The 19,597-nt window shown below is 67.3% G+C and carries 15 protein-coding genes and 1 pseudogene; 9 read left to right on the top strand and 7 right to left on the bottom strand.

Going from position 1 to position 19,597, the window contains the following annotated elements:
* Positions 1-3: 3 nt before the first annotated feature.
* The 3 genes and pseudogenes from QNM97_RS19385 to QNM97_RS26675 all read left to right on the top strand — a co-directional run bounded on the left by QNM97_RS19385 (position 4) and on the right by QNM97_RS26675 (position 2,239).
* Entirely contained in the window at positions 4-1,512 is a 1,509-nt protein-coding gene (locus tag QNM97_RS19385) for an NCS1 family nucleobase:cation symporter-1 (protein WP_283819903.1), read from the top strand.
* A gap of 367 nt (positions 1,513-1,879) precedes the next feature.
* A pseudogene (locus tag QNM97_RS26680) lies at positions 1,880-2,092 on the top strand (IS3 family transposase); the annotation flags it as partial.
* Positions 2,081-2,239, top strand: a complete 159-nt coding sequence (locus QNM97_RS26675; protein ID WP_502875064.1) for an IS3 family transposase — start codon at positions 2,081-2,083, stop codon at positions 2,237-2,239. The pseudogene QNM97_RS26680 and the gene QNM97_RS26675, both read left to right, overlap by 12 nt.
* Positions 2,240-2,320: 81 nt before the next feature.
* Here the strand turns inward: QNM97_RS26675 and QNM97_RS19375 are convergent, their stop codons facing one another.
* Together QNM97_RS19375 and QNM97_RS19370 are read right to left on the bottom strand one after the other, a co-directional pair.
* Positions 2,321-3,142, bottom strand: coding sequence for a mycofactocin-coupled SDR family oxidoreductase (locus QNM97_RS19375; protein ID WP_283819901.1), 822 nt, complete (start codon positions 3,140-3,142; stop codon positions 2,321-2,323).
* Positions 3,139-3,759 carry a TetR/AcrR family transcriptional regulator gene (locus QNM97_RS19370; RefSeq protein WP_283819900.1) on the bottom strand — a complete coding sequence of 207 codons (621 nt, stop codon included), beginning with the start codon at positions 3,757-3,759 and terminating at the stop codon, positions 3,139-3,141. The genes QNM97_RS19375 and QNM97_RS19370 overlap by 4 nt, the downstream gene beginning before the upstream one ends.
* A gap of 540 nt (positions 3,760-4,299) precedes the next feature.
* Here QNM97_RS19370 and QNM97_RS19365 point away from each other — a divergent pair.
* The 3 genes from QNM97_RS19365 (at position 4,300) to QNM97_RS19355 (ending at position 8,151) form a co-directional block, all read left to right on the top strand.
* Positions 4,300-5,505: an alkaline phosphatase family protein gene (locus QNM97_RS19365; protein ID WP_283819899.1), complete on the top strand. Its 1,206-nt coding sequence runs from the start codon at positions 4,300-4,302 to the stop codon at positions 5,503-5,505.
* Between the two features lie 185 nt (positions 5,506-5,690).
* A complete protein-coding gene (gene groL / locus QNM97_RS19360) occupies positions 5,691-7,316 on the top strand; it encodes a chaperonin GroEL (protein WP_283819898.1) in 1,626 nt (541 codons plus the stop codon).
* Positions 7,317-7,494: 178 nt separating this feature from the next.
* The gene (locus QNM97_RS19355) at positions 7,495-8,151 is read left to right on the top strand and encodes a DsbA family oxidoreductase (RefSeq protein ID WP_502874937.1); all 657 of its coding nucleotides are present in this window, start codon (positions 7,495-7,497) and stop codon (positions 8,149-8,151) included.
* A gap of 155 nt (positions 8,152-8,306) precedes the next feature.
* Here QNM97_RS19355 and QNM97_RS19350 read toward each other — a convergent pair whose 3' ends face one another.
* The 4 genes from QNM97_RS19350 to QNM97_RS19335 all read right to left on the bottom strand — a co-directional run bounded on the left by QNM97_RS19350 (position 8,307) and on the right by QNM97_RS19335 (position 15,585).
* Positions 8,307-9,473: a YcaO-like family protein gene (locus tag QNM97_RS19350; protein WP_283819896.1), complete on the bottom strand. Its 1,167-nt coding sequence runs from the start codon at positions 9,471-9,473 to the stop codon at positions 8,307-8,309.
* Positions 9,474-9,537: 64 nt separating this feature from the next.
* Positions 9,538-11,748 carry a YcaO-like family protein gene (locus QNM97_RS19345; protein ID WP_283819895.1) on the bottom strand — a complete coding sequence of 737 codons (2,211 nt, stop codon included), beginning with the start codon at positions 11,746-11,748 and terminating at the stop codon, positions 9,538-9,540.
* A 296-nt stretch (positions 11,749-12,044) separates the two neighbouring features.
* Positions 12,045-13,787 (bottom strand): amino acid ABC transporter ATP-binding/permease protein, encoded by a 1,743-nt coding sequence (locus tag QNM97_RS19340; RefSeq protein ID WP_283819894.1) that lies wholly within the window; start codon positions 13,785-13,787, stop codon positions 12,045-12,047.
* A 94-nt stretch (positions 13,788-13,881) separates the two neighbouring features.
* Entirely contained in the window at positions 13,882-15,585 is a 1,704-nt protein-coding gene (locus tag QNM97_RS19335) for an ABC transporter ATP-binding protein/permease (protein ID WP_283819893.1), read from the bottom strand.
* A gap of 37 nt (positions 15,586-15,622) precedes the next feature.
* Between QNM97_RS19335 and QNM97_RS19330 the strand changes: the two genes are divergently transcribed.
* From QNM97_RS19330 to QNM97_RS19320, 3 genes are all read left to right on the top strand, one after another.
* A complete protein-coding gene (locus tag QNM97_RS19330) occupies positions 15,623-16,699 on the top strand; it encodes a FecCD family ABC transporter permease (RefSeq protein WP_283819892.1) in 1,077 nt (358 codons plus the stop codon).
* Positions 16,700-16,789: 90 nt separating this feature from the next.
* Complete coding sequence (locus QNM97_RS19325; RefSeq protein ID WP_283819891.1) at positions 16,790-17,740, top strand: ABC transporter substrate-binding protein; 951 nt, start codon at positions 16,790-16,792, stop codon at positions 17,738-17,740.
* Entirely contained in the window at positions 17,737-18,537 is an 801-nt protein-coding gene (locus QNM97_RS19320) for an ABC transporter ATP-binding protein (RefSeq protein WP_283819890.1), read from the top strand. The genes QNM97_RS19325 and QNM97_RS19320 overlap by 4 nt, the downstream gene beginning before the upstream one ends.
* 9 nt (positions 18,538-18,546) lie before the next feature.
* Here QNM97_RS19320 and QNM97_RS19315 read toward each other — a convergent pair whose 3' ends face one another.
* Entirely contained in the window at positions 18,547-19,596 is a 1,050-nt protein-coding gene (locus QNM97_RS19315; RefSeq protein WP_283819889.1) for a 2,3-butanediol dehydrogenase, read from the bottom strand.
* Position 19,597: the final 1 nt, after the last annotated feature.

Here is a 19,597-nt window from a genome sequence, read left to right as displayed (position 1 = left end):
CTGATGACCGACACAACACTTCAGCAGACGCCGGAGCGTTCGGCGCTGCTCAATGCCGATCTCGCGCCCACCGCGGAGGGCAAGGCCACCTGGCGCTCGTGGGACCTGTTCTGTCTGTGGATGACCTCGGCACACAGCCTGGGTAGCTACACCTTCGCTATCGGCATGCTCGCCCTGGGCCTGTCGGGGTGGCAGACGATGCTCGCCCTGTTCGTCGGCGTGCTCGGACTCTGGTTGGGCTCCAACCTGATCGGCGTCGCCGGACAGAAGGTGGGCGTACCGTTCCCGGTGTTCGCACGCGCCACCTTCGGCATCTTCGGCGCCAACATCCCCGCCCTGCTGCGCGGACTGGTCGCGGTGTTCTGGTATGGCATCCAGACCTACCTGGCATCGCTGGCGGTGATCGTGCTGATCGTGCGCATCTGGCCGGGAATGGAATCGTGGACCACCGGTGGTTTCCTCGGCCAGAGCCCGCTGGGCTGGATCACCTTCATGGTGCTCTGGGCGGTGCAGTTGCTGGTGCTCAGCTACGGCATGGAAATCGTGCGCAAGGCCTCGGATTTCGCGGGACCGGTGGTGTGGATCGGCATGATCGCACTGGCCATCTGGATGCTCGAGCAGGCCGACTGGAGCATCAACTGGCACGCCCGCGTCGGCGACGTCCTGTCGCTGCCGAGCACCATCGCCGCCTTCGTCGCCGTCGCCTTCCTGATGATCGCGTACATGGCCGGCCCGCTGGTCAACTACGCCGACTTCGCGAGGTTCGCGCCGTCGAAGAAGGCGATCAAACGCGGTAACGCCCTGGGCATTCCACTCAACGAGACGGCATTCGTGGTGCTCTCGATCATCATCTCGTTGTGCTCGCTCAAGGTGTTCGGCGACGGTACCCTCGACCCGGTGGCGCTGGTGTCCAAGATCGACTCGAACGTCGTCGTGGTGATCGCCGCGGTGTTGTTCGCGATCGCCACGGTGGGCATCAACATCGTGCTGAACTTCGTCTCGCCGTCCTACGACATCAGCAACGTCGCACCCAAGTACATCTCGTTCCGGACCGGCGGCATCATCACCGCGGTGCTCTCGATCGTGGTGTTGCCGTGGAAGGTCTGGGGTAGCGAGACCGCGATCGTGTACTTCCTCGGCGGTGTCGGTTCGTTGATGGGCCCGGTGTTCGGCATCCTCATCGTCGACTACTACCTCCTACGCAAGGAGAAGACGAAGGTCGACGATCTGTATTCGGTCGATTCCGACGGTGCCTACCACTTCACCCGGGGATTCAACCCAGCCGCGGTGGCGGCACTGGTGATCTCGGGTATGGTGGCCGCGCTGGTGGCGCTGGTGCCCGAGTCGCAGAACATCACGGCGCTGAGCTGGCCGGTCGGCGCGGCACTCGGCGCGATCCTGATGCTGGTCCTGAGCCGGTTCACCGGTGCGGGTCGCGTGGCCGGTCGCTCGACCGCCGACGTCCCGGTGGAGTCCGAAGTAGGAAGCGGGGTCACCGGCTCGCAGGCGTGAGCCGCTGCGGCACAGTCGTTCTCAGGCCCGCGTCCCCGTCGACACCTCGTCGTCGGCGACGCGGGCCTTGCCGGTGATCACGATGACGGCATCGGCGAACACCGTCGGCTATGAGCAACTGTCACCTATTCGTGCAGCAGTCCCCGGTGCCGGACGATGGTGCTTACAGCGCCCGAAACTGTAGTATTTGTCGGTTCGTGTTAGCTGGCGGGAGGTCCGGGACGTGAGTGGTATCAGGTTTGTTGACTTGCGCGTCACCGGGTGGGCTGAGTGTGTCGATGCGGCGTTGCCGGGTCCATTGGTGGTGGTGTGCGGTGACGTCCCTCAAAGCCCGGCCGCAGAATTGCTGAACCAGGCGACATTTGCCTCGGACCGCGGAGTGCAGTATCGAGCGATTCGTTACACCGAGCGTCTCGCCGAAGCTGAAGCGGTGACTTCTGTTGGTTCCAAGGGTGATTCGTATGACAATGCGATGGCTGAGGCGTTCAACTCGTTATTCAAGGCGGAATGTATCCGCAACCCGATCATGCGCGCGAAGAGCGGGTGGGGCGGTGTCGGCGACGTCGGGATCGCGGTCGCGGAGTACATCGAGTGGTTCAACCACCGCCGTCTGCACGGCGAGATCGGACACGTCCCGCCGGTCGAGTACGAGGCCGCCTACTGGGCGGCCCACACGGTCACCAGCTACCGTGAGAACCCGGTCCCAGCAGAGGCCGGAACCAACTAACCGAGCCTCCAGCAAACCCGGGGCGATTCAAAGGCCTGCTACGCGGCAACGTTGCTTGCACGAGTTGACAACGCCAATCCTTCAGATTTTTGTTGCTCCGTGGTCGACGGGGAGTTGGATACCGGTGATGGTCCGGGCGTCGTCGCTAGCGAGAAAGACCACAGATGCTGCGATGTCTTCGGGCTCGGAAATTGGTGGCTCGAACCAGTACTGGCCCATGGCCGCGGCGTAGGACGGGTTGTCTTCAAAGACCTTCTGTCCGTCGATCCCCATGCCGCCCATCGCGGTGTTGACCCCCCACGGGTGTACAGAGTTCACGCGGATCTTATACGGTGCAAGCTCGATAGCTGCCGTTTTCACGAGACCAACGACTCCATGTTTGGCGGCGCTGTAGTGCGCCTGTCCGGGAAGCGATTTGATACCTGATACGGAACTGGTGGCAATGATGGACCCGCCGTTACCGAGGTCGATCATTGTTGGCACTGCGGCGCGGAAAGTGTTGAATACGCCGGTGAGGTTAATATCGATCATGTCGTTCCATCGGCGTGGTGTCATTTCCCAGAACCGACCCCAGGACACGATTCCTGCATTTGCAACAACGATGTCCAGCCGACCCAACTCTTCGACTCCTCTGGTCACCAGGGCCGTTAACGCATCGGCATCGCGGACATCAGCCGTGGCGTGAATGGCGCGCCGCCCGGTCTTCTCCACCAAGGCGACCGTTTCCTCCAGATCCGCTGGTGTCGCGGCCGGGTAGTCGGTTTCGGTGGGCTGGGCACAGAGGTCGGTGATGATGACGTCTGCCCCCTCCTCTGCGAACGCGACGGCCTCGGCACGTCCTTGGCCGCGGGCGGCGCCCGTGACGAACGCAACTCGCCCGGTCAGTCGACTCGACGATGTCATGAGTTTCTCTTTTCGTTGGGAGGTCGGCCGACCTCAGGGCTCAACAGATGATCAATTGAGAGCAGCAGCGTCCGGACTGTGTCGAGGATCGGTTGGTCGGTCTGGCGGGCCCAGCTTTCCACGCCGACTCGGTTGGCCGCGATCACGCATCCAGCAGCGAAATCCGCCTGGGCATCGGCGGGACCCATCCCAAGGCGTTGAGCGAGAACAGGTCGTAGGGCGTTGAGAGCGCGATCGTGAACGCTCAGCCAGGCCGGGTGCAGGGCGGGTGAGTCTGCCAAAGCGCGCAGGAACAGTCTGTGCCGACGACCGGAAGGACCCTCCAGTGCAGTCCTGAGCGCTTCGGTAAGGCCGTCGATCACGTTCTCGTGGGGTGGACGTGACGCGAACGCCTGTACGTACATGTTCCAACCGGCATCGAGAGCCGGGCCGATAGCCTCTTCTTTCGCTGCAAAACAGCGGTGGAAGGTTCGGACGGAAACGTTGGCGGCCTCGGCAATCTCAGCCACCGTTGTCGCGGAGTATCCCTTGGCCACGAACAACTGGAGCGCGGTGTCGGAAACGTCAAGCAGGGTCTGCTCATGCCGTCGCGCCCGCAAAACTGGTCCGTCGCTCACAGCACTCAGCATACAAGCGTCTCGGCACAATATGCCAAAACGGCACTCTCTGACAGTGGCGGTCCGCATGCTACGTGGTCGCCGGCACAGTCATCGACACCCCCGGACCTCGACGATGGGCCCCCAGCACACGATGACACCCCGCTCACGGCAAGTGTCGGCACCCGGCGGCGACCAATCGCAATCCCGCTGATCACCAAGACATTTGAGCGACGAGGTAACGGAGTAGGGAACGAGTATGGGGACTGTCGTGAGAGCAGTGCGAGGTTCCTGCGGGCCGCCATGGCGACGTACTCGAGGTGGCTCGCCAACTGGTCTGTCAGGCCCGCGAGGCCGGCGGAAGCCTGACTGGCCCGGGCGGTTTACTCGAAGCGATGACGAGCACTGCCTCGCCACGAGGACATGCTGCGCCAGGTGTTCGAGGTGTTCGACGGCCCTACCGCCCGGTTGGCCGCCCGCGTCACCTTCGCCGACCTCGAGATCCTTGGGGACGGCTGTTGCAGTCCTGACCGTGCACCGGCTCGTGCACAATGGCGGGTCATGACCACCGACATCCCCGGCGAGTCGCTCGACGAACTCCCACCCACCCAGTGGGCCGGCCACCCCAACACCCTTGCCGGGGTAATGGGTTGGGCCGCAGGTGTGTTGGGTGTCGGCCCGCAACCGGTTGCGTCGATGCCGAAAGTCGCGGCCGCCGACGTCGTACTGCTGCTCGTCGACGGTCTCGGTGATCGGCTGCTGCACCGTCATGCCGATGTCGCGCCGACGCTGTCGGCGCTGCACACCACCACCCTGCGGGCCGGGTTCCCGGCCACCACCGCCACTTCGATCACCAGCCTGACCACCGGTACCGCGTGCGGCCTGCACGGCATCATCGGTTACGCCTTCCGGCCCGATGACCACTGCCGTACCACGGGTCCGCGCCGGATGCTCAACGCGTTGCGCTGGACCATGGACGCCGCCGACGGACCGTCGGCGATGGCCACCTATCCACCCGATCTCGTCGCCCCACTCGCCGGTGCGCTCGCCGGACTCGCCGAGCACGGGGTGTCGATCAGCTACGTGATGCCCGGGGAGTTCCGCGGGACCGGCTTGACCCAGGTGGCCTTCCGCGCCACCGGACGCCATCTGGCCGCCAATAACCCCGACCTCGTTCGTGAGGGTGTGGGCACCGCGCTGGCGCAGCGGTCGGGCCGCCGGGGATTCGTCTACGCCTACCTCTCCGACCTCGACGCCGCCGGACACCGATACGGCCCCGGCTCACCGGAATGGCTGCGCACCCTGCGCACGGTCGATGCACTCGTCGCCGACCTCGCGGCGGATCTGCCGGCCGACGCCGTGCTCGCGGTCACCGGTGATCACGGCATGCTCGCCGCGGGACGGCGCGTCGATCTCGACGCGGACCCGCACTGGACGGCCGGGGTGGAGATGATCGCCGGGGAACCGCGGGTGCGCCACCTCTACGTCGCCGACGGCGCCCGCGACGACGTTCTCGCCACGTGGACCACCGAACTCGGCGCCGACGCCCGCGTCGCCACGCGCGAGCAGGCCGTCGACGAGGCGTGGTTCGGCATCGAGGTGAATCCGGACATCGCGCAACGGATCGGTGATGTCGTGGCCGTCGCCCGCGACCGCACCGTGTTGGTCCGCGGCGACGCAGAACCGCTCGAGGCGAGGATGATCGGGCACCACGGCGCGTGGACCGCCGACGAACAACTCGTGCCGCTGCTCGTGGCCCACGGCTGAGGAGGTCCGACCAGACCTTGCACTCGCCATGGTCGAGTGCTAAAACGGACGTTGGCACTCACGGACCGTGAGTGCCAGGTCGGGACGGTGAGATCGGTTCCGAATGACACACCGGTCGTCCGTCGCGGGCACCGAGTCCGGCCATAGATACCTGGTGTCACCCCCTATCGGAGGATCACTTACCCATGGCCAAGCAAATCGCGTTCGACGAAGAGGCCCGCCGCGGCCTCGAGCGGGGCCTCAACAGCCTCGCCGACGCTGTCAAGGTGACGTTGGGCCCCAAGGGTCGCAACGTCGTTCTGGAGAAGAAGTGGGGCGCCCCCACCATCACCAACGATGGTGTCTCCATCGCCAAGGAAATCGAGCTCGAGGACCCGTACGAGAAGATCGGCGCGGAGCTCGTCAAGGAAGTTGCCAAGAAGACCGACGACGTCGCGGGTGACGGCACCACCACCGCCACCGTGCTCGCCCAGGCGCTCGTGCGCGAGGGCCTGCGCAACGTCGCCGCCGGCGCCAACCCGCTCGGCCTCAAGCGCGGCATCGAGAAGGCCGTCGAGGCCGTCACCGAGTCGCTGCTCAAGAGCGCCAAGGAGGTCGAGACCAAGGAGCAGATCGCTCAGACGGCCGGCATCTCCGCAGGCGACGCATCGATCGGTGAGCTCATCGCCGAGGCGATGGACAAGGTCGGCAAAGAAGGCGTCATCACCGTCGAGGAGTCCAACACCTTCGGGCTGCAGCTGGAGCTCACCGAGGGCATGCGCTTCGACAAGGGCTACATCTCGGGCTACTTCGTGACCGACGCCGATCGTCAGGAAGCCGTCCTCGAGGATCCCTACATCCTGCTCGTGTCGGGCAAGGTCTCGACCGTCAAGGATCTGCTGCCGCTGCTCGAGAAGGTCATCCAGGCAGGCAAGCCGCTGCTGATCATCGCCGAGGACGTCGAGGGCGAAGCCCTCTCGACCCTGGTCGTCAACAAGATCCGTGGCACCTTCAAGTCCGTCGCCGTCAAGGCTCCGGGCTTCGGTGACCGTCGCAAGGCCATGCTGGCCGACATCGCCATCCTCACCGGTGGCGAGGTCATCAGCGAAGAGGTCGGCCTCTCGCTCGAGGGTGCAGGCGTCGAGCTGCTCGGTACCGCCCGCAAGGTCGTGGTGACCAAGGACGAGACCACCATCGTCGACGGCGCCGGCGATGCCGACGCGATCGCCGGTCGCGTGGCGCAGATCCGCACCGAGATCGAGAACAGCGACTCCGACTACGACCGTGAGAAGCTGCAGGAGCGCCTGGCCAAGCTGGCCGGCGGTGTTGCGGTCATCAAGGCAGGCGCGGCCACCGAGGTCGAGCTCAAGGAGCGCAAGCACCGCATCGAGGACGCCGTCCGCAACGCGAAGGCTGCCGTCGAAGAGGGCATCGTCGCCGGCGGTGGCGTGGCCCTGCTGCAGTCCGAGCCGGCCATCGACGCGCTCTCGCTCGAGGGTGACGAGGCCACCGGCGCCAACATCGTCCGGGTTGCACTGTCGGCTCCGGCCAAGCAGATCGCCTTCAACGCCGGGCTCGAGCCGGGCGTCGTCGCCGACAAGATCCTCAACTCGCCGAAGGGCACCGGCCTCAACGCCGGCACCGGCACCTACGAGGACCTGCTGGCCGCAGGCATCAACGACCCGGTGAAGGTCACCCGCTCGGCGCTGCAGAACGCAGCCTCGATCGCGGCGCTGTTCCTCACCACCGAGGCCGTCGTCGCCGACAAGCCGGAGAAGAACCCGGCCCCGGCCATGCCGGGTGGCGACGAGATGGGCGGCATGGGCTTCTGAGCTGATCAGAACCCAGCGCTCACACAGCGTTACACGTTCGAAGGCCGGTCACCCCACGGGGTGGCCGGCCTTCGGCGTCTGCGCAGATTCCGCGGAACGTCGCGCCAGGAGCGAACCTTCCGCGGAATCTGCTGCGCGTGGCCGGAATGCCGGCCCGATGACGACGGTTGAACCGCTCGTGAGTTCAACGATCCCCGTCGACGTGTGGTCCGACATCGCCTGCCCGTGGTGCTACATCGGCAAGCGCAAGTTCGAGGCAGGTCTCGCCGAATCCGGTCTCGCCGATCGGGTCACCGTCACCTATCACAGCTTCGAGCTGGCCCCCGACACCCCGGTCGACTTCGACGGCACCGAGGTCGACTTCCTCGTCGGCCACAAGGGCATGCCCCGCGACCAGGTCGGGCAGATGCTGGCGCAGGTCACCGCGATCGCCGCCGAGGCGGGACTGACCTACGACTTCGACGCGCTACAGCACACCAACACGCTCACGGCGCACCAACTGCTGCACTTCGCGAAAGCCCAAGGGCGCCAGCTCGACATGGTCGAACGGCTGTTCCGCGCCTACTTCACCGAAGGTCGGCATGTGGGACGGGCCGCCGACCTCGCCGACCTCGCGGCCGACATCGGACTCGACCGCGACGATGCGCTTCGCGCCCTGACCGACGGCACCTACGCCGACGCCGTGGCCGCCGACATCGCGCAGGCCCGTGCGTACGGCATCAGTGGCGTCCCGTTCTTCGTGATCGACGGACGCTACGGTCTCTCGGGCGCGCAGTCGCCGGAGACCTTCGCCGACGCATTGCGCACGGTGGCGCGGGAGCGCGCCGATGCCTGACGACGATTCGTCGCCTTCGCCGCTCGAGATGATCGGGCAGGCCGGCCAGGTGTGCGTCGACGGCGTGTGCGCCATGCCCACCGGACCCGACCAGACCGACGGCACCGAGTCGGTGGACACGGCGCCCTATTCCCGCCGACCACCGGCGGATCGGTCTACCAACCCGGAAACGGCAGGGCACCCCGCGTCGTAGCGGTGACCGACGGGTCGGGCGGGAACGCGCCGAGAGGTAGTGTCGCCGCACCGGGGACGAGAAATCGCACGCAGCAACCGGTTGCGTCCTCCGGGGGCGACAGGTCGACGCGCCACGCGTATCCGTGCGGCAGGTTCTCCAGTGCCGCCGCCCGGCCGTGTTCGTTGTGCGTTCCCGGGGTCTTCGTGACGAGAACGGGGGATCCGATCCGTTCGCGAACGGCATTGCGTACGAGCGGATCGAGGAGCAGCTGCACGTGGGCGACCGGATCCAGCAGGCGACGGTGGCGCGGGCCCGCTGCGCAGAGATAGTCGCGCTCGGCCCGGTGTGGTGGCAGCCCTGACGTGCCCGCACAGTACATGGGACTCGTTGCCTCGCCCAGGGATCGGGCGGTGACCAGTTGCCACAGCGCCCGGGCTATCGCCGTGCGCTGCGCCCGCACATCGTGTCCGTAGCCGCCACCCACGGCAATGATCTCCGAATCATCCACCGCGGCAAGGGTTACCACGCCACCCAGACACGTGGGCAACAACTGCAGTGTGAGCGTCAACGGGCAGTCCGCCCACAGGCCGGCCGTCTGCGCATGTGGCGGGACCGAGGCGTCGACGACCTGGGGCCGGTCGCCCGACCACCACCGCCACAGCGCGTCCTCCACGGCCAGGCCCGCCCACGCCTCGGCGACCGCGGCCGCATGGGTCCGACCCGCACCGAGGCCGGCGAGGAACGGTGGATGATCGCGGGGTTCGCCGGGCTCGGTATCCCATCCGCGCGGAAAGGCGAGGGTGTAGGGCACCCAACCGGAGCGGTACCCGGCTCCCTCGGTCGCCGACAATCGACATCGGGTGGCGGCCACCCAGGTGCGAGGTATGTCCGTATCCGGTTGAGTGACCGGGCATCCCGGCTCCGTGAGCAGATCGGGATCGATCAGGCCCAGGGCCGCGACGTCGAGTGCCTCCGCGCCCTCGGCCTCCAGGTCGTCGCCCGCGGCGAACCTGCGCGGCAGCCGATGGTGATCGGCCGACCACCAGTGGCGCAGTGCCGCCCACCGCAGCGAGTCCGGATCATCGACGGCAGCGAGGTCGACCACGACGGCCTGGGCGTCGACGCCCTCGTGTCGGGGTAAGGACACCTGATGGTGCCGAAATGCCACGGGAATGTCGCCGCGATGTCGTATTCGTGTGGCGCGCAGCGTGTCAGGCATGCGGCATCGGGAAATAGTTGAGTTGATCCTCGGCGAGTGGGGTGGTCCGCCAGCCGAGCTCTACGGCGAGGTTGCGGACCCGTGACCGGCCGAGGAAGGGAAACGCCGCCGGCGCGTTGCCGACGGTCCCCGGCGCGATGACCCGAACCACGCGCATGCCCGCGCTACCGATGTCGCCGGTGGTGATGTCGACGACGATCGGATCGATTCCGTTCGCGAGTAGCGCATCACGATACCCCGCGGCAGATCGGGTCGGGAGTTCGGCGATGGTCCGCACAGGGATACTCGTCGTCGGCTCGAGCAGATGCGCCATGCGGTGTCGGGCCCGCGGATCGAGGTAGACCTGCTGCTGCACCATGAGGTCGTCGCAGTCGTGCATGTCGGCGCGGAAGTCGTCGAGGTAGGCGCGGTCGGCCCGCCAGGGTTTGAATGCGCGCCCGTTGAGTTCGCCGTCGGCCATCACCTTCCAGTGCAGACCGTTGGACCGCAACAGATCTCGTGATCCCTCCTGCAGCGTGAATGCCTCGGTGAGCGCCTTGCGCGCGGCGTCGGCGAACCGCGGCCGGGCGGAGAACCCGACATTGACCAGTGCGTCGACGTCGTCGTGCACCACCGACGCCGCCACCGGGACGCCGAACTCGTTGTCGAGGCGGATCACGAACTGGCGCATCCCCGGTGAGAGACCGGGCATCTCGATGCCGTCGACCGCCGGTAGCTGCGCGGCATTGAGCCACCAGACCATCGTCGCGTGACGCTCGATGATCTCCTCGAGGGCGCCGGCGACGGCGAAGTCCTCGTCGGGTCCGGCGGCGATGCCGGCGAAGGCGCAGAAGTTGGTCGGCGGCGCCGCGGCGAAGCCGGCGGAGTACCAGTTGACATAGACCAGCGAGGCGGGCACCAGGACGTCGGAGCCGTCGGCGAGACGACGCCCGGGTACCCAGTGCACGCGGAGATCGCGGGTGAACGGGACGAACGGGAATCCGGGGGAGCGATGCTGATCGTCGCTGTAGAGCACCAGTTCTCGCGGATCGAGAACCGGGATGCCGCGTCGGGTGAGCTCGTCGAAGGAGCCCCAGGTGACCGGCAGGGTGTCGAGGATGTTGCCGCAGTAGCGTTCCGCGGATTCACCGAGCGCCGCCAGCCGTGCGCTTTCGGCGTCGTCCAACGTCGAGCCCTGGCAGAGAATGTTGTTGGCCCACGGGCTGACCGCGCGGATGTCGGCGACGTCGGCTTGCCGGGTGGCGAGTGTGGCGGGCACGCGGCGATCATGGGTGACGCTGCGCACGCGGACGATGACCCCGGTGCGATCGTCGACGAGGTCGTCGATCGTGTGATCGCGATGGACGGTCGTGCGGTGCGGCATCGGCAGAACGGGGTGACGTCGGTGGGCCACCCCGTCGTCGGCGATCCACAACTCGTGCAGGACATCACCTCCTCCGGCGACGCGATCCGACGATGCGGGGGCACCGTCGGCGATGATGTCGAGCGCGGCGGAGATCAACGGGGCCAGCTCGGCCGGTGACGCACCTTGATCGCCGGTGATCGCAGGGGTGCGCAGCACGCGGTGAACGCGGGTGTCCCGGGCGGCCGCGAGCCGGCGTGCGGCCGTATCCTCGTACGACGCACCGCATCCCGGGGTCACCAGAGGGCCCACCCACAGTCGACTGCGCGTCAGCTCGACGGGTATCCACGGCACCCGCATGTCGTGGCACATCCGATCGATGTCGATCAAATCGGACTCCCGTGCACCACGGATGCCCACGACCAGAGCGGTTCTCGCGGTGAATGCCCGGTTGACAGCGGCACGAGCGCCCGTCCATGCGAAGGGCACGAGACCGTCATCGGGATGCGCCAGTTCGACGAACGCCTCGACGAGGTCGTCGTCTCCGGTCATGACCGCGCTGATGCCACGGCGGGGAACTTCCGGCACGCTCACGGTGTCCGTTGCGAGGGTCGACGAGTGTGCGTGCGCGTCGACGAGGGCGCGCAGCGGCCGGACGGCGCGCGCGAGGTCCTCGCCCATCAGGTCGTCGCGACCGGCCTGCCACGCCGTCATGAGTATTACTGCCGTCGCGGCGGGCAACCCGATCACGTGATGCGATTCGCCGCGGCTGATCACACACGACGTGGCGTCGAGTGGACGTATCTCGACGCCGGTGGCCGGCGCGATGGCGGCGGAGATCAACGGGCGTGGGGTTGTCATGACACACTCCAGGAAACAATGGCGGCCGGCAACGGCACGGAACGGAACTCAGACGGTCGAGAGGACGAGAGGCGCTGCCCCGGAACGTGTCCCGGGGCAGCGCCGACACCAGCTCCTCCGGGATCACTTCCAGGAGAAGGCGGTTGCCACGTGACCGTGATGATTGGAATTGGGTGCGAGCACCGCCTCCTCGGCACGTTCTTCTTCGACAGCGACGATCGTGATCTCCGACATGGATTCACCTCCTTTCGACCAACTCGTAGCGGACAACAACTCGGGGTGGGCTCGACCGGATCTCACCGCGACCACTCGGCCGGGTCGCCATCATCGGCGGTGCCGATCAGCTTGCGATAGGCCGGTGAGGTCTCGACCAGCTGGTCGTGGTGTCCGGTGGCCAGGATTCGCCCGGCGTCGAGCAGGGCGACACGGTCGCAGGCGCGCATCACCGCGACGCGATGCGACACGATGATCGTGGTGCGATCCCGGCGAGCGTTGCGCAGGGCCGTGAGGAACTCGTCTTCGGTGTCCGGATCCAGCCCCGCGGTCGGCTCGTCGAGGACCAGGACATCGGGCTCGCGCAGCAGCCCGCGGGCCAGACCCAGCCGTTGGCGTTCACCGCCAGACCAGGTCGCGCCGCGCTCGGAGATCATCGTGTCGAGACCGTCTGGCAGCCCCCGGACGTGATCGGCGAGCCGGGCGTTCTCGAGCGCATTCCAGATGTCGGGGTCCGAGGCCTCGGGACACAGGAGGTTGTCGCGGACATCGGCGTGAAAGATGTGCGCGTGCTGACCGACGAGAATCACGTGTTGCCGTGTTTGCTCCGGTGTGCGGGTGGCCACATCGACACCACCGATGAGGATTCGACCGGATTCCTCGGCGATGAGGCGGGCCAGTGCCAGTGCGATCGTGGATTTGCCTGCGCCACTGGGGCCCACGATGGCGAGGGTCTCACCGTCGGCGACGGTGAGATCGAGCAGGCGCACCGCCGGATCGGGTGCCTCGGGATAGCGGACGGTGAGCGCGGAGATCTCCACCGACGTCGAGTTGGTCTCGGCATCTCCGGCGGCCGTCCGAGTCGCTGTCGGGCGGACACCGGCGGTGGTGATCAGACGGTGGACCCGAGACGCCGCGGCCGAGGACTCGCCGAGCTTGCCCAGCGCACCGGTGATGGCCATGGCGGGCGAGACCCCGGCGCCGGCGAAGGTGACCAGGACCGGCACCATGGCCGGGTCCAGCTCCCCGGCACCGACGGCGCGCACCGACAACACCAACGCGGCCAACACGATTGCGACGGTTGTCGCCTCGATCAGGCCCTGTTCGATGCCACCGCGGACCGCCAGTGCGCGCCTGGCCCGCTGGATGCGTCTGGTTCCCTCGGCCGCCTCCGCGGCGACGACGTCGAGCCGACCGAGCAGTACCGACTCGCGGGCGCTGGTGCGCGCGGCCAATGCATCCGCCGACATCTGCGAGATCGAGTTGCGCAGTGCGTGGCCCTGTTTCACGGCTGCGGGCAACAGCAGCAGCGGTATCGCGACGACGATCACCTGCGCCAGCGGCAGCAGCAGACCCACGGGCCCGAGCCACACCACGGCGCCGATCGAGACGGTGGCGCCTGCGGCGGCTCCGGCGACCACCTGTGCTGCGGTGTGCGCGTAGAACCATTCGAGGCTCTCCGCATCGGTCATCGCCGCGGAAATGGTGTCACCGGATGTGCGCCGCGCGAGTCCGAGCGGGGCGAGTCGGGCAATGGCCCGATGGACCCGAAGGCGGATGATGTCGATCACGCGATAGGCGAGGACGTGTGCAAACCACTGCTCGGTCCACGAGGCGATTCCGATCCCGACGACGGTGGCGATGAGTCCGGTGAGCATCACCGGCACCGAACCGTTCCGGGAGACGAGCGCCGACGCCGTCGCCACCGACAGCAGCGATGAGCAGATGCCGAGCACCAGCACCGTCCACACGATCGCCACCACACCGACGAACAACCGGGTCTGGTCTCGCATTTGGGAGGACAAGGCCGCGATCGGGGCGATCACACCGCTGAGGGTGGTATCGGAGGAGTCGTCGGAATCAGCTGCGGTAAGGGGTTTTACGGGGATCGGCGGGGTTTCTGGCGCCGGGATGCGGGGGTCAGTCATGGGCTTCCTGCCTGCCGGCGACGACTACCTGGCTGTCTGCGATGATTCGGCCCCGATCGACCGTCACGACGCGATCGGCCGCGTCGGCCACCGCGCTTCGGTGGGTGATGGCGATGATCGGTAGATTGGGATGGTTCGAGCGCAACGCCGCCAGCACGGATCGCTCGGACTCCGGATCGAGTGCGGAGGTGGCCTCGTCGAGGATCAGCAGATCACGATCCTGCACGAGGGCGCGCGCGATCGCCACCCGTTGACGTTGCCCGCCCGAGACCAGCGAACCGTTCTCGCCGACGGGCGTATCCAGAGTGAAAGCGTCGTTGTCACAGCCGATTCCGACAGTCTCGGCAGCGCGGACGATGACGTCGTTGTCGGCCCCTGCCGGCAGGCCCAGAGCGATGTTGTCGGCCACCGTACCCGTGAACAGCACACAGTCCTGGGCCACGAGAGCGACGTGTCGGAGACGCTCGTCCTCGGTGAGGGCGCGGCCGTCCAGCAGAACGGTTCCCGAGTCGGGGGCGAGTAGGCCGCATGCCACGGCCGCCAGCGTCGACTTGCCCGACCCGGTGGCGCCGACGATCGCCGTCATCCCGGGGTGGGCCGTCAGCGAGACGTCGATGAGGGTCGGTGCGCTCGCCCGCGGATGGCGTGCGGTGACCGACACCAGGCGCAGCGGCGGCTCGTCGGCGCTCGGACCCGCTGCATCAGTGAAGGATTCGGCGCGCGAGGTGGATGCGGCGGTTGCGTGGGCCGACTCCTCGTCCAACAGGTCGAGGATTCCCGGGCCCGAGAACGTCCCGAGGTAACCTGCATGCCATTGTGATGCCAGGTCGCGGAAGGGGCGCACGAGTTCGATCGAGAGCAGAACGAGGGCGAAGACATCGAACGCGGAGAGGTGGTCGCGCCCGAGGGCCACCGTCACCAGGACCACCGCGGGTATCGCGGCGAGGGAGAACCCGGAGAGCCCCGACTCGATCAACGAGATCCGAAGCTGGCGAAGTGTCCGGTGCAGCAGCGACTTCGAGGCCTCGGCGAGCTGCTGCTCGCGACGTTCGTCGGCACCGAAGGTCACCAGGGTCGTCATCCCGTGCATCGATTCGACAAACTCTGCGTGCAACTCCTGATAGGCGTCCCAGTGGTCGGACCCGCGTGCGGCCAGCGCCCGATCCCAAAGGCGCGGTAGGAAAGGGAGAGTGATCGTTGCGCACATCGCGATGACGCCGGTCATCGGGTCGATGACGATCATGGTGATTCCTGCGGCCAGCACCACCGTGACGGTCACACCGATCTGTGGCACGTAGCCCGACAGGTAGGCGTCGAGATTCTCCACCCCGTCGACGACCACGGCGTGGTCGCGTCCGCTACGGCCTGCCCCGGGATCGCCGGCGCTGCGGCGGACGAACGAACGCAGTGCGCGAGAACGGATATCGGCCTTGATCCGCCCCATCACGGCCTGCGCGATCAGCTGCCGGAGCAGCACGAGGATCGGCCGCGCGATCAGCACGAGCGCCAGCGCCACGGTGATCGGCACGAGCGAGTCGCGCGACCAACCACCGCCGGTGAGCACCCGGGCGAAGATCTGCGAGGTGAGCAATGCCTGGGCGAGCCAACTCGCGGCGATGGCCACACCGATCGCGATCAACGCAAGCAACGTCGTTCGCCGCCCCTGCCACAGCCGTAGCAGCGCGGTATGCCCCATGTCACCCAGCCTTAATGGAAACGGTTATCATTTGTGCGTGACCGTACGAGTCAAACGCCCTTTCGTCAACCGGGAGGCCCCCGCCGCGCGACGGCGATGGGGCCGGCCCGCCGCGGTGCTCACCGTGTTGGCCGTGGGCACCCCGGTGCTCGCGGTGCTCATGGTCGGTGTCGGTCAGGTGACCCTCGGACCCGGTGCGGTCCTCGACGCCCTGACTCGTACGGGTGGCGCCACCCCGACCTCGGCGGCGGCAACGGTGTTGTGGGAGTTGCGCTTACCTCGAGTGATCGTCGGCCTCTGCGTCGGCGGCGTGCTCGGCGCGACGGGCTGTGCGCTGCAGGCGATCGTCCGTAACGACCTCGCCGATCCGTACCTGCTCGGTGTCTCCTCGGGTGCGTCGCTGGGGGCGGCGCTGGTGATCGCCACGGGATTCGGCGCGGCTGTCGGGGTGGCCGGCGCGACAACCGGGGCGTTTCTCGGGGCGGTCGTCGCGCTGATGCTGGTGGTGGTCCTGCTCGGCGGAGCCCGGGCGCTGAGCAGTTCGCGACTGGTACTGGCAGGTCTGACCGTCGGCTACTTCGCGGCCGCGGTGACCAACCTGGTCGTCGTCCTCTCCGACAACCGAGATGCGGTGCGCGCGGTGATGTTCTGGATGCTCGGCTCCCTCGGCAAGTCCTCATGGCAGCAGGTCCCGGTACTCGTCACCGTGAGTGTGCTGGTGGTGGCCGTCCTCGCGCTCTGGGGCAGGCGTCTGGACGCCGTGGGGCTCGGTGACGACGTCGCCCGCAGCATCGGTGTCGATGCCCAACGGTTGCGACTGCGCGTTGCGGTGTTGTCCGCGTTGGCGATCGCCGCTGCGGTCGCGGTCAGCGGCGCCATCGGATTCGTCGGTCTGGTCGTTCCGCATCTGGCCCGGCACCTCGTCGGCGCCACTCATCGATTACTCATCCCGACCAGCGCGTTCATCGGCGCGTCGGTCCTCATCGCTGCCGATGCCCTTGCCCGAACCGCGCTGGCGCCCAGAGAGATCCCGTTGGGTGTCCTGACCGCGCTGATCGGGACCCCGCTGTTGATGTATCTGCTCCACCGGCGACGGCGCTCCGAATCGCACTGAGCCGCAATTACTCCCGCGAAAGAAAAGGAAGAAACTGTGATACGAGATCTCTGGTCGTCTCGACGTGCTCCGGTCGTCGGTGGTGTGGCGGTGCTCGCCGTGGTCCTGCTCGGCTGTTCGGATGGCTCCGGTGGAGCCGCTGATTCATCGGCGGCACAAGGGTATCCGGTGACGGTGGCCGATTGCGGCAAAGATGTCACGGTGGCGAAAGCGCCCGAACGGGTACTCACCGTCGGAACCGCAGCGGTGGAGATCCTCGACGCTGCCGGGGCCTCACAGAAGATCATCGCGCGCACCGGGGAATTCGGCGCGCCGCTACCCGCCTCGCTCACCCACCGGCCGGACGACTCCCTGATCGTCGATCCCTCTGACCCGACGACCGAGAACATCATCGTCGCCAACCCCGACCTGGTCTTCGGCTACGGACTGTTCAACGCCGACCCCGCTCAGATCCGGAAGTCGGGGATCACGATGCTGACGGTACAGGGCGAGTGCGGACACGACGCATCCACCGATGCCGCACCGACGGTCGACCTGGGCACCATCGGCGCCGACGTCCGGCGCCTGGGCACCGTGTTCGGGACGTCGGCGACCGCGGATGCTGCGGCGAGCGCACTCGACAAGCGGATCGCCGCCGCCCGACGAGCGCCGACCGGGCACACCGCTGCGTGGGTCTACTACTTCTCTTCCGAGGACCCATTGTCGGCGTACGGCGGGTCGGGGCTGCCGAATGCCATGCTGAACAGTGCCGGACTGCAGAATGCCTACGCCGATCAGCACGAGACCTACGCCACGATCTCCACCGAGAGCCTGATCCGGCGCCAACCCGAGTGGATCGTGGTCAAGTACGGGGGTTACGGCGAGAGCGAGGCCGACGCCCGAGCGAAATTCCTCGCGGAACCGGGGGTGAGCACGCTCGAAGCGGTACGCGCCGGGCGGATCGTGATGCTGCCCGCCGACTCGTCCAATCCGTCACCGTCGGCGGTCGACAGTTTCGAGAAGCTGGTGGCTGCCACCGCTGCCACCGTGCCGTCGCGGTGAGCATTGCCGACGCCGCCGCGCAGCCGGGAGCCGGTTCGGCTGCAGCGGTGGAGGTGTCGGACGTCAGCGTCGAACACCGTGGGGTCATCGCGGTGCGAGAGGTCTCGCTACGCGTCGATGACGGTGAGAAGGTCGCACTCGTCGGCCCGAACGGCTCGGGCAAGACGAGTCTGTTACGTGTGCTCGCCGGGATAGCACGACCCACGCGCGGCGTATGCCGACTGCGTGGCCGACCGATGCGGGCCCACTCGGACTCCGAGCGGGCCCGCATGGTCGCATCGGTCGGCCAGGACGAGTACAGCGAACTGCCGTTCACGGCCCGGGACGTGTTGTTGCTCGGGCGATCTGCGGGCATGTCCGACTGGCGGCCGTACCGGGGTGAGGATCACCGCGCCATCGAGGAACTCGCCCGCCTGTGGGAGGTGGACGGACTACTCGACAGAACCCTGCACGAGATGTCCGGCGGTGAGCGACGACGCGTCCTGCTGGCCCGGGCCTTCGCGCAGCGCGCCGACATCGTCGTGCTCGATGAACCCACCAATCACCTCGATCTACGTCACCAACACGACATCCTGGCCCGGGTCGCGGACTCACCGCTCACGGCGGTGGTGGCGTTGCACGACCTGAATCTGGCTGCGGCGTACTGCGACCGCGTCGTCGTGATGGATCGGGGCACGACCGTCGGCGACGGGCCGCCCGGCGACGTGTTGACCGCCCGACTCGTGCGAGAGGTGTACGGGGTCAACGCACGTCGCGAGGACACCGACGGACGGGTGCGGCTGCTCATCGGCCGGTGACCCGTAACCTCAGGCGGGGGTCGGTTCGATGAGGACCTTCATCTTCTTCCCGGCGTGCAGCGCGTCGAAGCCCTCGGCGACGACGTCGTCGATCGGCACGGTGGTGACCCAGCCGGTGGTGTCGTAATGCCCGGCCGCCATCAGTTCGATGACCGCGTCGAAATCGGCGGACGTGTAGCCCAGTGAGCCCTGCATGCGGGACTCGCCGAACAGCAGGCTGAGCAACGGGGTCTCGATCGGCTTCTCGTAGACGGCGACACAGATGAAGGGCGAACGCGCTGCCAGACATGCCAATCCGGTCGCCACGGTCGCGGTGACACCTGCGGCGTCGAACACCGCGTCGGCGCCACGGCCATCGGTGTCCTTGGCGATCACCGCGACGACGTCGTCGGTGGTCGGATCGAGTACGCGCGCACCGAGAGCGGCGATGGCCTCGCGACGCGGCGCCGACGGTTCCACGACGGTGACGTCGGTGAGCCCCAGACCTCGAAGGGCATACCACAGCCCGATGCCGATGGGCCCTGCACCGAAGACGACGGCGTGATCGCCCGGTCCGACCTCACCGAGGCAGGCGGCGTGATAGGCCACCGACATCGGCTCGACCAGTGCACCGAGTTCCAGCGGCAGATCCGCGGGCAGCTTGTGCAGCATGCGAGTGGGTACCACGGTGTACTCGGCCATCCCGCCGTCGGCCATCAACCCGTGGAAGCCGATCTGGGCGCAGGTGTTGTAATGCCCGCTCGTGCAGCGGTCGCACGTGCCGCAGGAGTAGATGGGCTCCACCGCAACCCGGTCGCCGACGTCGAATCCCTGCACATCCGAACCGATTTCGGTGATGGTCCCGGAGAACTCGTGACCGAGGATCAGCGGTGCCTGCTGCCCGGTCAGCGGGTGCGGTTCGGTGGGGATGTTGAGGGGGCCGACATAGTATTCGTGGAGATCCGACCCGCAGATCCCGTTGAATCCCACCTTGATCTTGACCTGGTCGGCCGATGGTGTCGGTTCGTCGGCATCGACGATCTCGACGTGTTGCTGTCCGTAGAACATTGCTGCGCGCATG

It is taken from the genome of Gordonia sp. L191 (assembly GCF_030077625.1).
In the GTDB taxonomy this organism is placed as follows: domain Bacteria; phylum Actinomycetota; class Actinomycetes; order Mycobacteriales; family Mycobacteriaceae; genus Gordonia; species Gordonia polyisoprenivorans_A.
This window is presented reverse-complemented; position numbering and strand designations above follow the sequence as displayed.

Coding starts and splice junctions, on each gene's coding strand:
- QNM97_RS19385 (WP_283819903.1), top strand. CDS start 4: ATGACCGACACAACACTTCAGCAGACGCCGGAGCGTTCGGCGCTGCTC.
- QNM97_RS19375 (WP_283819901.1), bottom strand. CDS start 3,142: ATGACATCGTCGAGTCGACTGACCGGGCGAGTTGCGTTCGTCACGGGC.
- QNM97_RS19365 (WP_283819899.1), top strand. CDS start 4,300: ATGACCACCGACATCCCCGGCGAGTCGCTCGACGAACTCCCACCCACC.
- groL (WP_283819898.1), top strand. CDS start 5,691: ATGGCCAAGCAAATCGCGTTCGACGAAGAGGCCCGCCGCGGCCTCGAG.
- QNM97_RS19345 (WP_283819895.1), bottom strand. CDS start 11,748: ATGACAACCCCACGCCCGTTGATCTCCGCCGCCATCGCGCCGGCCACC.
- QNM97_RS19335 (WP_283819893.1), bottom strand. CDS start 15,585: ATGGGGCATACCGCGCTGCTACGGCTGTGGCAGGGGCGGCGAACGACG.
- QNM97_RS19315 (WP_283819889.1), bottom strand. CDS start 19,596: ATGCGCGCAGCAATGTTCTACGGACAGCAACACGTCGAGATCGTCGAT.